The sequence below is a fragment of the Amycolatopsis benzoatilytica AK 16/65 genome (assembly GCF_000383915.1).
Lineage (GTDB): Bacteria > Actinomycetota > Actinomycetes > Mycobacteriales > Pseudonocardiaceae > Amycolatopsis > Amycolatopsis benzoatilytica.
Genome location: NZ_KB912942.1, coordinates 1573658 through 1586426 on the forward strand (window position 1 = coordinate 1573658; position 12769 = coordinate 1586426).

The window sequence follows — 12769 nt, forward strand, 5'->3', positions numbered from 1 at the left end:
CGGAGGGCCGTTGCCGTGGGGCAATGGCTTTGCCCCAGCGCGTAAAGGAGCGGCCCCAGTCGCACGTGGCACGACTGGGGCCTGCACGCGGTTGTCCGGTCAGTGCAGCGGTTCCATCGCGGCTGGAGACTTCCCGCGAGCGCCGGTCAGCGCAGCGGGTCCAGCGCCTTCGCCAGCGGCTCCAGCACTGCCGGGGTGTGCGGCGGCGGCAGGTACACGATCGCCAGGTCCAGCCCCGCCTCGCCGAGAGCTTCGGCCTGGGCGGCGACCTTCGCGTAGTCCAGGTCCGCCTCCAGCCGGACGTGCGCCGACAGCGTGATCTCTGCCGGGTCGCGGCCGAGGTCGGCGCAGTGCTGGTGCAGCACGTCGCGCTTGTGCGCGAACTCCTCCGGCGTGCCGCCGACGAAGTTCCAGTGCTGGGCGTACTTCGCGGTGGTGCGCAGGGTGCGCTTCTCGCCGCTGCCGCCGATGCAGATCGGCGGGTGCGGCTTCTGCACCGCCTTGGGCTCGCAGCGCGCGTCGGCGAGCTGGTAGTGCTCGCCCTGGAAGGTGGTCGTGGTCTGGGTCAGCAGCCCGACCAGGACCTCGCATGCCTCCTCGAACCGGTCGCTGCGTTCCTTGACGGTGCCGAGTTCCATGCCGTACGCGCCGGACTCCTCCTCGTTCCAGCCCGCGCCGATGCCGATTTCGAGCCGGCCGCCGGAGACGATGTCCAGTGTCGCGGCCATGTTCGCCAGCAGTGCCGGGTGCCGGTAGTGGATGCCGCTGACCAGGGTGCCCAGCCGCAGCCGCTTGGTGGCCTGGGCGAGCGCGGTGAGCGTGACCCAGCCTTCCAGGCACGGTCCGGTCGGGTCGGAGAAGATCGGGTAGAAGTGGTCGAAGGTCCAGGCGGATTCGAAGACGTCGATCTCGTCGGCTGCCTGCCACACGGCGAGCATGTCCGCCCACTCGGTGTTCTGCGGTGAGGTCTTGATCGCGAAGCGCATGGAACCGATCGTAAACCTGGAGTTCCTCCAGCCGCAGCGTCCTATATGGACGGACAGCCCGGGGTTACTCCCCGGTGTCGTCGCCGCGCTGGCGGCCGGCGCAGCGGGACGGATCCGCGCGCAGGCAGACCTTGCCGTTCGCGATCCGGAGGCCGGCGTCGTCGTAGGCGGTGGTCCACGAATGCGCGATCGCGGTCTGCGCGGTGGCCAGCGGGACCAGGCCGCTGCAGACGGCGTCCTTGAGCTTGTTCTCGACGGCGTCCTTCGGGTTCGGGATCTTGCCCGGCTCCACCCAGAGATTGCGGGGATCGTCCGGCGCGCCGCCGAGTTCGAGCGACACCAGGTGGTCGTACTCGCCGGTCTCGCCGGCCGGCAGGTCGTAGGCCTTCGCGGTGGCGGCCTTCATCTTGTTCGTCTTCGACACCGCCGGGCGGACCGTCTTGGTCCAGCCGCTCTTGCAGATCGTCGAATCGATATTGGCCTGGGTGACGCCGGGGTTGATCGCGCCGGGCGTGCAAGCCGGGTCCGGTACGGACTGTCCGTTGCGGCTGCCGAGGTGGCACGAATCCGGCGACGGCAGCGGGGTCGAGGACTCCCCGACGGCCAGCGCGGCCGCGTTGACGTTCGCGGACTGCGGCGCGGCCGCGGAGTGGCCGCCGCAGGCGGCGCAGACGGCAATTCCGGCGAACATCGCCGCCAGTCGAACGGCTCGAATCGGACGAAGGGGTCGCTTCTGCACGTTTTCCCTTTCATGGCAAGCAGTTCCGGCGCAACTGAGGGGCCACAGCATCGCCGACCGCCCTCGCTGGCGACCGCAGCGACACGCGGGCGGCGACCGAGATCACGAGCCGCGCTTATGCCGGGGAATCGCGGACGAGCTCCTCCAGCAGCTGCACAGTCCGCCGCACCGCGGGGTGCCCGGCCTTCGGTTTCTTCACCGCGATGTTGATGTGGCGCACGGGGCACGGCGAGACGATCGGCACGGTTGCCAGCCCGGCCGGCAGCTCGCGGATGCCGAGCCTCGGCAGCACGGTCAGGCCGATGCCGGTTCCGACGAAGGCGATTGCCGTCGGATAGTCGTGCGTGTCGACGACGAATCGCGGGGAGAAGCCGGTCTTCGCGCACGCGTCGAGCACGACGCGGCGGCAAGGGCCTTCGCGGAAGTCGTTGTCGACCCAGTGCCGTTCGGCCAGGTCGGCGAGCGGCACCTCGGCGCGGCCGGCCAGTGGGTCGTCGGCGCGGACCACGGCGACGTACGGATCGTCGACCAGCCGCCGGACGTCGACCGGGCCGGGATGTTCGGTGCCGGTCTCCTCGACGAAGATGTCGATGTCCGGTTCGCCTGGCTCGAACTCGGTCAGCACCAGGTCGAGACGCAGCTCCGGGAACTCGGTGCGCAGCGCGGCGACCGTGGGCGCCAGCCACGGCCCGCCGGCCGAGCCGAAGTATCCGATGGACAGGCTGCCGAGGCGGCCGGTGCGCAGGTCGCCGGCGACGCGTTCGAGCCGGCCGACCGCCTCGAACAGCAGTTCCGCCTCGTCTGCCAGGATGCGCCCGGCCTCGGTCGGCTGGATGCCGCGGCCGACGCGTTCGAACAGCTGCAGCCCGGTTTCCCGCTGCAGCGCGGCGAGATGCTGGCTCACCGCGGACGGCGTGTAGCCCAGCGAGGCCGCGCTCGCGCGGATCGACCCGGTCGCGACGACGGCGCGCAGCACGCGCAGCCGGGGTAGTTCCACCATGCCGGGAACTGTACAGCGGAACTGAACAGTTGGACAGAATTCGTCGCTTGTGCTGAACGACCACTCGTGGTGACCATGAAGGGGTGACTGATCTGCACGAGATTTCCCGAACCCCCGTCCGCGACCGCTCCGGCGCCGTCCGGATCGCCGCCGCGGCCGGGCTCGCGGTCCTGCTGTGGGCGTCGTCGTTCGTGGCCATCCGCGCCATCGGGCCCGCGCTGTCCCCGGCTCCGCTGGCGCTGCTGCGGCTCGCCGTCGCCGCCCTGACGCTCACCGTGGTGGCGATTGCGCAGGGCAAGTTCCGGATTCGCCTGTCGCGCAAGGCAGTTCTGCTGATCGCGGCGTATGCGGTGCTGTGGCTGGCCGCCTACACGGTCGCGCTGAACGCGGGGGAGCGGCATGTCGACGCGGGCACCGCCGCGTTGCTGGTGAACATCGCGCCGCTGCTGGTCGCACTGGTCGCGGGCCAGTTTCTCGGCGAAGGCTTCTCGAAGTGGCTGATCATCGGCTCGGTGGTGTCGCTGGGCGGCACCGCGCTGATCGCGTTCGGCGCCACGACGCACCAGGACGGGCTTGGCGTCGTGCTGTGCCTGCTGGCGGCTGTGCTGTATGCGGCCGGGGTGATGACACAGAAGGTGGCGCTGCGGCATGTCGACGGTTTCACCGCCATCTGGATCGGCTGCATCGTGGCGACCGCAGTGCTGCTGCCGTGGCTTCCGCAGCTGATCAGCGAGGTGTCCGCCGCGCCGGCCGGGGTCGCGCTCGGTGCCGCGTACCTGGGGATTTTCCCGACGGCAGCGGGTTTTACCGCTTGGGCGTACGCGTTGCGCCGGATGGATGCGGGTCGGCTCACCGCGGCGACTTACCTGGTGCCAGCGACGTCGGTACTGCTGTCGTGGCTGTTCTTGAGCGAGGCACCGACGGGGTATGGGCTGCTCGGGGGTGTGCTGTGCTTGGCGGGAGTGGCGTTGTCCCGGCGACGCTGAGGTCACCCAAAGGGCGGTCTGGGCCAGCGTTCGGTGAGATCACGACCGGCACCCGCCGGAGTATCCCGGGCAGCCGCCGACGGGTCGGCGCGGCCGGTCGAGCGTGCGGTTCAGGCGGATGGCGAGCGCTGAACTCAGACCTCGAGCCCGCCCGACAACCCGCGAAAACACCGAACCGCCAGCTCCGCCGGTGCCGCCTTCTCGTCCGTCCCTGCCCAGCGTTCCAGCGAAATCCGGATCGCGGCGGTGGCAGCTGCGGCGACGAGCTGCACGGTCAGTTCGTCCGCCTGCGGAGCCAATCGCGCCAGCACCGGCCGCAGACGGATTTCCGAAGCGCCGTTTACTCGGTGCCAGACGGCCGCCAGCGCCGAATCCTCGGCGACCGCCGCGCGCAGCAAGCCGCGTGTCCAGGTGAACTCCGGGGCTTCGTCGGCGGCGGAGATGGTCTTGCGGATCGCGTCCTCGACCGCCCGCAGCAGCGGGGTGCCTTCCTCGGTCGCGGCGAGGTGCTCGCGCCACGAGGCGGCACCGACGACCAGCAATGGCGCGACCGCGTCCTCCTTGGTGCGGAAGTACCGGTAGAACGTGCGCGGCGCGACACCCGCGGCGGTGGCGATCGCTTCCGCGGTCGTGCCCTCCGCGCCGTGCTCGGTGAACAGGCGCGCGGCGGCGCGGGCGATGTCGAGCTGGGTCGCCGCTTTGCGTCGTTCGGTCAGGGTTGACGGCTTTGCGCTCACCGGACAACCGTACGGGACATGTGCACGTCTCGCCAAAGTGGCACATTGTGCCAACTAGGCCTACTCTGACTTCAGAGGAAAGGGGCGGATCATGAACCGTTACGAGGGACGCCGGGTGCTCGTCACCGGAGGCGGCTCGGGCATCGGGCAGGCGACGGTCCTGCGGATGCTGGCCGAAGGCGGGCGGGTCGTCGCCGCCGACGTGAGCGAAGCCGGCTTGGCGGACACCGTCTCGAAGGCGGGCGACGCGGCGGACCGGCTGACCACCGTGGTCGTGAACGTCGCCGACGAGGCGTCGGTGAAAGCAGGCGTCGGGGCCGCCGTCGAGCAGCTCGGCGGGCTGGACGTGCTGGTAAACGCCGCGGGCATCCTGCGATCGGCGCACACCCACGAGATGCCCCTCGACGCGTTCGAGCAGGTCCTGCGCGTGAACCTGGTCGGTACCTTCCTCGTGATCCGCGAGTCGATCCCCGCGCTGCGGGAGGGCACCGGCCCGGCGGTGGTGAACTTCAGCTCGACCTCGGCGATGTTCGCGCACCCGTACATGGCGGCGTATGCGGCGAGCAAGGGCGGCATCCAGTCGATGACGCACGCGCTGGCGTCCGAATACGCGAAGGACGGCATCCGGTTCACCGCCGTGCAGCCCGGTTCGATCTCGTCCGGGATGACCGACGGCAGCGGCGAGAGCAAGCAGAGCGTCGGCCCGGGATTCCCCGAGGACATCGACTTCACGCTGTTCGGCAAGCTGATTCCCGCGCTGGGTCAAGGGTTCGCCGGCCCGGAGACAGTCGCGTCGGTGGTCGCCATGCTGGCGAGCGAGGACGGCGCGTTCATCACCGGCACCGAGGTTCGCATCGACGGCGGCACGCACTTCTGATGCGCGATTCGTTCAAGAACCGGCGGCCGGTCGCGTCGTAGCTTCGCGCTATGAAGACGCTTTCGACCGCTGGTTCCCGCGCGGTGCTCCGATGATCCTCGTGACCGGCGGGCTGGGCATGATCGGCGCGCATACCGCCCGCGCGCTCGCCGATCTGGGGCAGGAGGTGCTCGTTACCGGGCACCGGCGGACGGAGGTCCCGTCGTTCCTGGCGGGCCGCGCAGAGGTGGCGGCTTTGGACACCACCGACCGGGAGGCCTTCCTCGCGCTCGGCGAACGGCGGGCCATCACCGCGATCGTTCACCTGGCCGGCGGTATCCCGGGCGAGGATCCGGTCGAGTTCTTCCGGACCGAACTGGCCGGACTGGCCAACGCGCTGGACGCGGCGCGCGCCTGGCGGGTCCGCCGGTTCGCGGTGGCGAGCAGCCTCGGCGTCTACGCCGGCCGCGCCGAGGCGCGGTGGCACGAAGACCTTCCGCTGCCGGCCGCGGACTTGCCGCACCTGATCGTCGCGTTCAAGAAGGCAGCCGAACCGCTGACGACGCAGAGCCTGCGCGGCAGCGGGGTCGAGCCGGTGGTGCTGCGGATCGGGACAGTCTGGGGTCCGCTGGTCGATCCGGAATCGCCGTTTTTCCCGATTCCGTCGTATCTCAACGCCGGATTGCTCGGCGAAACTCCGCGTCCGCTGGTCGCCGACGAGGGGTTCGACTGCTGTTACGCGCCGGATGCCGGCCGGGCGATCGCTTTGCTGACGACGGCCCGGACGTTGCGGCATGACACGTACAACGTGTCGAGCGGCCGCCCGGCGACCAACCGGCAGTTCGCCGAGGCGCTGGCGGACCTGGTTCCCGGAACGGCGGATCAGCTGACGCCGGGCGGCGCGACCGGACCGTACCTGGACATTTCCCGGCTCGCCGGGGAAACCGGGTTCGCCCCCGCGTTCGATGTCCGTGCCGCGGTGGCGCACTACCTCGCGTGGCGGCGGGCGAATCCGCGGTGAACCCCGGTCCCGAACCGGCCACAGTGGACGGTCCGAGCGGTGGTGCGAGAATGACCGGATGGCAGCAGCGCAGGGCTTCGAGTCCGAGACGGACCGGGTCGTCCGGCAGCTCCGGGACGAGATCCTGGACGGGGCGCGCAAGCCCGGCAGCAAACTGGTGGAACGGGACCTCGCCGCCGACCTCGGCGTGAGCCGGGTACCGGTGCGGGATGCGCTGAAGATGCTGGTGGCCGAAGGACTGGTCACCCCGCGGCCGCGGACCTGGGCGGTGGTGCGGGAGTTCACCGCGAGCGACATCGCGGACCTGCAGGAGGTGCGCGCGGCGCTGGAGGTGCTGACGTTCAAGCTGGCGGCGATGCGGCACACCCGGGCGGGACTGGACCAATTGCGTGCCGCGATGGATGAGGAAACCGCAGCCGCCGAGGCCGGGGACGCGGTGACCGCGCATCGGGCGGCGGCGGACTTCCACGAGGCCGTGACGGCGATGGCGGGCAACGAGCTGCTCAACGAGCTGGAACTGACGCTGCGCAGCCGGATGCGGTGGCTGCTGGGCCAGCACGAGGACCTGGCGCGGGTGGCGGGAGAACATCGGGAGCTCTACAAGGCGATCGCGCGGCGGGACGTGGACGTGGTCGAGTCGCTGCTGATGGAGCACATGGAGAGCGGCCGGCACCTGCGCGGGATGGGGCGCGAGGAGGGCTGACGCGCGCCCGGGCCGCTGCGTCTGTCAGGCAGCGTCCGGCTGTGCAGTGAGGAGGTCGCCGCGATGCGCGGTCCGACGCCGCGGGAATACCAGCTGCGGGTGCAGAGCACGTTTCAGAACCCGGTGTCGGTGCTGAACCCGCGCTAACCGGGCGGCACCGCGATCGCCACGCCGTTGCTGGCGCAGGGCATCACGCCGCCCGGCGGGGCGGCGGCGCGGGTGCGGCGGGCAGAAGCAGCGGGTCGGGATCGGCCGCGCCCGGCGGGCCCGCCGAGCGGCTGCCGCCAGCCCGGGCTGCCGGTTCTTCCCACCGGCAGCCAAGACGGCGTTCGGCGGTGGCGAAGGCCACTCCCGATCTCCCGGACTCTATACCCATGGGGGGTATAGTCCTCGGCGACCGCGCCGCCGAGAGACTGGGAGACTCTGATGCGCCTCTTCGCCATCCGCGACTACCGCCGCCTGTTCAGCGCCCAGCTCATCGCACTGTTCGGCACCGGCCTCGCGACCGTCGCTCTCGGCCTGCTCGCCTACGAACTCGCCGGCCCCGACGCCGGCGCGGTGCTCGGTACCGCACTGACGATCAAGATGGTCCTGTACGTCCTGATCGCCCCGCTGGCCGGCGCGTACGCGGACCGGCTCCCGCGGCGGGTGTTCTTGACGCTGCTCGACCTGGTTCGCGCCGCAGTGGTGCTCGCGCTGCCGTTCGTCACCGAGGTCTGGCAGATCTACGTCTTGATCGGCGTGCTGCAAGCCGCGTCCGCTGCCTTTACGCCGACCTTCCAGGCGGTCATCCCCGACATCGTCACCGACGAAGCCGCCTACACCCGGGCGCTGTCCGCCACCCAGGTCGCGTACACGATGGAAAGCTTGCTCAGCCCAGTCCTTGCCGCGGTCGCGCTGACGTTCATGACTTTCAACTGGCTCTTCGTCGGCACCATGGCCGGATTCGCGGCGTCGGCGGCGCTGGTGCTGTCGACGCGCATCCCGAACGCGCGGCCTAACGGGCAGGCACGAGTGCGGGACCGGTTGGTCGCGGGTGTCCGGATGTTCGCCGTCACCCCGAGGCTGCGTGGCGTCCTGGCATTGAACGTCGTGGTGGCGGCAGCCGGTTCGATCGTGGTCGTGAACACCGTCAACTATGTCCGGGACCGGCTCGGCGGCTCGCAGTCCGACGTCGCCTGGATGCTCGCCGCATCCGGGGGCGGCACGCTGCTGATCGCGCTGGCGCTGCCGCGGGTGCTGAACCGGATCACCGACCGCGCGGTGATGCTGGCCGGGGCGACCGTCCTGGTGGCCGCGGTGCTGGCCGCAGTGGCGCTGGCTTTCGGGCGGCTCGGGGGCTGGACCGTGACGGCCGGGATCTGGGTGGCGATCGGGGCGGGGATGGCGCTGATCGTGACGCCGACCGGACGGGTGATCCGCGCGTCGACCTCGCCGGCCGCGCTGCCGGCGGCATTCGCGGCACAGTTCTCGCTCTCGCATCTGGCCTGGCTGGTGACCTACCCGATCGCGGGCTGGATCGGGACTGGGGCCGGGTTCCGGACGGCGTGGGCGATTCTGGCCGGCCTCGCGGTGGCGGGCGGGGCGGCGGCCGTGGCGCTGTGGCCCCGGGAGAGTGCGGTGCGCGGCGGTGTGCGGGTAGCGGAGGCAGCTGACGCAGTCGGGGGAGAGGCACTGGGGGATGGGCGTGTTGTGCCGGGCGGGGAGGTTCCGGCGGCTGAAGCCGGTGGGGCGCGGCTGGCGGTTCCGATTGCCGAGGTCGGTCTTGCGCGGTCAGCGGTCCGGCCGGGCGGGAAAGCGGGCGTGGCCGGAGTCCGTCAGGCGGCCGATCGTGCGGGTGAAGCCCTCGGCGGCCGCGATGGGGCGGGCGCGTCGGTGACCCGGGACGCGGAGGGGGCAGAGGGAACGCTCGTCGCGGGCCAGTGCGCGTGCGCGCGGTGCGTGTGAGCCGACGACCGGGCCCGGCGCGGCTCGCGACAGGCCCGGTTCGACCTTCTGACCTGCGGAGATCCAGTTAAGGCACCCCCTGTTCGAGGGGGGTTTCGGGGCGTGTAATCTTCTCCGAGTCGCCAGGGAGACCGGGTGGCCGCCGGGGCACGAACCAAGCTCTCGCCGGGAAGGCGATTGAGTGGGTGTCCCACCAATAACTGCTAGGAATGATGCTTCGGTGTCGGTCGTCCTTGAGGGGGCGGTTGGTGTCGGGGTGTGTTGCTTGAGAACTCAACAGTGTGCTAGTGAACTAAGCCAGTAGAGCTTTATTTGAAACCCCCTCGTCGGGGTTTCCTTTGAGAATGATGGTTGAGAATAGTCTCGATCGAACTTTACAGCATTGTTGGAGAGTTTGATCCTGGCTCAGGACGAACGCTGGCGGCGTGCTTAACACATGCAAGTCGAACGCTGAACCGGTTTCGGCCGGGGATGAGTGGCGAACGGGTGAGTAACACGTGGGTAATCTGCCCTGCACTCTGGGATAAGCCTGGGAAACTGGGTCTAATACCGGATATGACCACTGGAGGCATCTTTGGTGGTGGAAAGTTCCGGCGGTGCAGGATGAACCCGCGGCCTATCAGCTTGTTGGTGGGGTAATGGCCTACCAAGGCGACGACGGGTAGCCGGCCTGAGAGGGTGACCGGCCACACTGGGACTGAGACACGGCCCAGACTCCTACGGGAGGCAGCAGTGGGGAATATTGCACAATGGGCGCAAGCCTGATGCAGCGACGCCGCGTGAGGGATGACGGCCTTCGGGTTGTAAACCTCTTTCGCCAGGGACGAAGCGCAAGTGACGGTACCTGGATAAGAAGCACCGGCTAACTACGTGCCAGCAGCCGCGGTAATACGTAGGGTGCGAGCGTTGTCCGGAATTATTGGGCGTAAAGAGCTCGTAGGCGGTTTGTCGCGTCGGCCGTGAAATCTCCACGCTTAACGTGGAGCGTGCGGTCGATACGGGCAGACTTGAGTTCGGCAGGGGAGACTGGAATTCCTGGTGTAGCGGTGAAATGCGCAGATATCAGGAGGAACACCGGTGGCGAAGGCGGGTCTCTGGGCCGATACTGACGCTGAGGAGCGAAAGCGTGGGGAGCGAACAGGATTAGATACCCTGGTAGTCCACGCTGTAAACGTTGGGCGCTAGGTGTGGGCGACATCCACGTTGTCCGTGCCGTAGCTAACGCATTAAGCGCCCCGCCTGGGGAGTACGGCCGCAAGGCTAAAACTCAAAGGAATTGACGGGGGCCCGCACAAGCGGCGGAGCATGTGGATTAATTCGATGCAACGCGAAGAACCTTACCTGGGCTTGACATGCGCCAGACATCCCCAGAGATGGGGCTTCCCTTGTGGTTGGTGTACAGGTGGTGCATGGCTGTCGTCAGCTCGTGTCGTGAGATGTTGGGTTAAGTCCCGCAACGAGCGCAACCCTTATCCTGCGTTGCCAGCGCGTCATGGCGGGGACTCGTGGGAGACTGCCGGGGTCAACTCGGAGGAAGGTGGGGATGACGTCAAGTCATCATGCCCCTTATGTCCAGGGCTTCACACATGCTACAATGGCTGGTACAGAGGGCTGCGATACCGCGAGGTGGAGCGAATCCCTTAAAGCCGGTCTCAGTTCGGATCGCAGTCTGCAACTCGACTGCGTGAAGTCGGAGTCGCTAGTAATCGCAGATCAGCAACGCTGCGGTGAATACGTTCCCGGGCCTTGTACACACCGCCCGTCACGTCATGAAAGTCGGTAACACCCGAAGCCCATGGCCCAACCCGCAAGGGAGGGAGTGGTCGAAGGTGGGACTGGCGATTGGGACGAAGTCGTAACAAGGTAGCCGTACCGGAAGGTGCGGCTGGATCACCTCCTTTCTAAGGAGCACAACACATCCGCGTCCCCGGGATACCCGGAACCAGGGCGCGGGGTGGCTCGGGCTCGGAAGCCGAATGTGTTTCCGTCCGGGTTGCTCAAGGAATTGTGGAACTACTGGTTACGGGTTCTCGCGGTGGTGATGCCGCCGACCTAGTACTGCGGGGCTTCGGCTTCGCGTGGAACGGCGGCCGCGGATCCGGGCGGGTTCTTGTTCGCTGGCGCGCTGTTGGGTCCTGAGGCAACACACGTTGTTTCTGGTGTGGTGTTTGAGAACTGTAGAGTGGATGCGAGCATCTTTGTGGTCAAGTTGTTAAGGGCACATGGTGGATGTCTTGGCTTCAGGAGCCGATGAAGGACGTGGGAGGCTGCGATATGCCTCGGGGAGCTGTCAACCGAGCTGTGATCCGAGGATTTCCGAATGGGGAAACCCAGCACCAGTGATGTGGTGTTACCCGCCGGTGAATATATAGCCGGTGTGGAGGGAACGCGGGGAAGTGAAACATCTCAGTACCCGCAGGAAGAGAAAACAACCGTGATTCCGTGAGTAGTGGCGAGCGAAAGCGGAAGAGGCTAAACCGATTGCATGTGATACCTGTCAGGGGTTGTGTGGTCGGGGTCGTGGGACCTGCCTTGAGAATTCTGACAGATTCTCGGGTTGATGTGCTGGTTAGTGGAACGCCTTGGGACGGGCGGCCGGAGTGGGTGAGAGCCCCGTACGCGAAAACCAGTTGCATGAGCCTTGGCGGTGTTCCCGAGTAGCAGCGAGCTCGTGGAATTTGCTGTGAATCTGCCGGGACCACCCGGTAAGCCTAAATACTTCCTGGAGACCGATAGCGGACGAGTACCGTGAGGGAAAGATGAAAAGTACCCCGGGAGGGGAGTGAAAGAGTACCTGAAACCGTGTGCCTACAAGCCGTCAGAGCCGTTGAGGTGATGGCGTGCCTTTTGAAGAATGAGCCTGCGAGTTAGTGCTGCGTGGCGAGGTTAACCCGGGTGGGGTAGCCGTAGCGAAAGCGAGTCCGAACAGGGCGGTTGTAGTCGCGTGGTCTAGACCCGAAGCGGAGTGATCTACCCATGGCCAGGGTGAAGCGACGGTAAGACGTCGTGGAGGCCCGAACCCACTTAGGTTGAAAACTGAGGGGATGAGCTGTGGGTAGGGGTGAAAGGCCAATCAAACTCCGTGATAGCTGGTTCTCCCCGAAATGCATTTAGGTGCAGCGTCGCATGTTTCACCGCGGGGGTAGAGCTACTGGATGGTCTAGGGGCCTTACCGGGTTACCGAAATCAACCAAACTCCGAATACCGTGGTGTGAGAGTGCGGCAGTGAGACGGCGGGGGATAAGCTTCGTCGTCGAGAGGGAAACAGCCCAGAACACCAGCTAAGGCCCCTAAGTGTGTGCTCAGTGGGAAAGGATGTGGGATTGCCCAGACAACCAGGAGGTTGGCTTAGAAGCAGCCACCCTTGAAAGAGTGCGTAATAGCTCACTGGTCAAGTGGTCCTGCGCCGACAATGTAGCGGGGCTTAAGCACACCGCCGAAGCTGTGTCATTGACACTTTAGATCGGCGTTCGTCCTTGAGGCGGGCGTCCAGTCGTGTTGATGGGTAGGGGAGCGTCCTGCATCCGGTGAAGCGGCGGCGGAAGCCAGTCGTGGAGGGTGCGGGAGTGAGAATGCAGGCATGAGTAGCGAATGCAGAGTGAGAAACTCTGCCGCCGGATGACCAAGGGTTCCTGGGCCAGGCTAATCCGCCCAGGGTAAGTCGGGACCTAAGGCGAGGCCGACAGGCGTAGTCGATGGACAACGGGTTGATATTCCCGTACCCGAGCATGTGCGCCCATGGCGAGGCGGTTGACACTAACCACCCGAAGCCGNNGNNGAAGTCTTCGGACGGA

The 12769-nt window shown here is 67.4% G+C and carries 9 protein-coding genes and 2 rRNA genes (1 of these 11 only partly in view); 7 read left to right on the plus strand and 4 right to left on the minus strand.

What is annotated here, in order from left to right:
- Positions 1-146 precede the first annotated feature (146 nt).
- From AMYBE_RS0107570 to AMYBE_RS0107580, 3 genes are all read right to left on the minus strand, one after another.
- Positions 147-986, minus strand: a complete 840-nt coding sequence (locus AMYBE_RS0107570) for an LLM class F420-dependent oxidoreductase (RefSeq protein ID WP_020658754.1) — start codon at positions 984-986, stop codon at positions 147-149.
- 64 nt (positions 987-1050) lie between these two features.
- On the minus strand, positions 1051-1677 hold the full coding sequence (locus AMYBE_RS0107575; protein ID WP_020658755.1) for a hypothetical protein: 627 nt from the start codon (positions 1675-1677) through the stop codon (positions 1051-1053).
- A gap of 163 nt (positions 1678-1840) precedes the next feature.
- Positions 1841-2725 (minus strand): LysR family transcriptional regulator, encoded by an 885-nt coding sequence (locus AMYBE_RS0107580; RefSeq protein ID WP_027927461.1) that lies wholly within the window; start codon positions 2723-2725, stop codon positions 1841-1843.
- 83 nt (positions 2726-2808) lie between these two features.
- On the opposite strand from AMYBE_RS0107580, the gene AMYBE_RS0107585 reads away from it, so the two are divergent.
- On the plus strand, positions 2809-3711 hold the full coding sequence (locus AMYBE_RS0107585) for a DMT family transporter (protein WP_020658757.1): 903 nt from the start codon (positions 2809-2811) through the stop codon (positions 3709-3711).
- Between the two features lie 134 nt (positions 3712-3845).
- On the opposite strand, the gene AMYBE_RS0107590 is transcribed toward AMYBE_RS0107585, so the two are convergent.
- Positions 3846-4448 carry a TetR/AcrR family transcriptional regulator gene (locus AMYBE_RS0107590; protein WP_020658758.1) on the minus strand — a complete coding sequence of 201 codons (603 nt, stop codon included), beginning with the start codon at positions 4446-4448 and terminating at the stop codon, positions 3846-3848.
- A gap of 91 nt (positions 4449-4539) precedes the next feature.
- Between AMYBE_RS0107590 and AMYBE_RS0107595 the strand changes: the two genes are divergently transcribed.
- From AMYBE_RS0107595 to AMYBE_RS0107625, 6 genes are all read left to right on the plus strand, one after another.
- Positions 4540-5325 (plus strand): SDR family NAD(P)-dependent oxidoreductase, encoded by a 786-nt coding sequence (locus AMYBE_RS0107595; protein WP_020658759.1) that lies wholly within the window; start codon positions 4540-4542, stop codon positions 5323-5325.
- A 91-nt stretch (positions 5326-5416) separates the two neighbouring features.
- Positions 5417-6325: an NAD-dependent epimerase/dehydratase family protein gene (locus tag AMYBE_RS0107600; protein ID WP_020658760.1), complete on the plus strand. Its 909-nt coding sequence runs from the start codon at positions 5417-5419 to the stop codon at positions 6323-6325.
- 58 nt (positions 6326-6383) lie between these two features.
- Entirely contained in the window at positions 6384-7028 is a 645-nt protein-coding gene (locus tag AMYBE_RS0107605; RefSeq protein WP_020658761.1) for a GntR family transcriptional regulator, read from the plus strand.
- A gap of 426 nt (positions 7029-7454) precedes the next feature.
- Entirely contained in the window at positions 7455-8975 is a 1521-nt protein-coding gene (locus AMYBE_RS41025) for an MFS transporter (protein ID WP_020658762.1), read from the plus strand.
- Between the two features lie 382 nt (positions 8976-9357).
- A 16S ribosomal RNA gene (locus tag AMYBE_RS0107620) occupies positions 9358-10876 on the plus strand.
- Positions 10877-11177: 301 nt separating this feature from the next.
- Positions 11178-12769 (plus strand): 23S ribosomal RNA (locus tag AMYBE_RS0107625); it runs 1531 nt beyond the window's last position.
- The 16S and 23S rRNA genes sit together here, the layout of an rRNA operon.

Coding starts and splice junctions, on each gene's coding strand:
- AMYBE_RS0107570 (WP_020658754.1), bottom strand. CDS start 986: ATGCGCTTCGCGATCAAGACCTCACCGCAGAACACCGAGTGGGCGGAC.
- AMYBE_RS0107575 (WP_020658755.1), bottom strand. CDS start 1,677: ATGTTCGCCGGAATTGCCGTCTGCGCCGCCTGCGGCGGCCACTCCGCG.
- AMYBE_RS0107580 (WP_027927461.1), bottom strand. CDS start 2,725: ATGGTGGAACTACCCCGGCTGCGCGTGCTGCGCGCCGTCGTCGCGACC.
- AMYBE_RS0107595 (WP_020658759.1), top strand. CDS start 4,540: ATGAACCGTTACGAGGGACGCCGGGTGCTCGTCACCGGAGGCGGCTCG.
- AMYBE_RS0107600 (WP_020658760.1), top strand. CDS start 5,417: ATGATCCTCGTGACCGGCGGGCTGGGCATGATCGGCGCGCATACCGCC.
- AMYBE_RS0107605 (WP_020658761.1), top strand. CDS start 6,384: ATGGCAGCAGCGCAGGGCTTCGAGTCCGAGACGGACCGGGTCGTCCGG.
- AMYBE_RS41025 (WP_020658762.1), top strand. CDS start 7,455: ATGCGCCTCTTCGCCATCCGCGACTACCGCCGCCTGTTCAGCGCCCAG.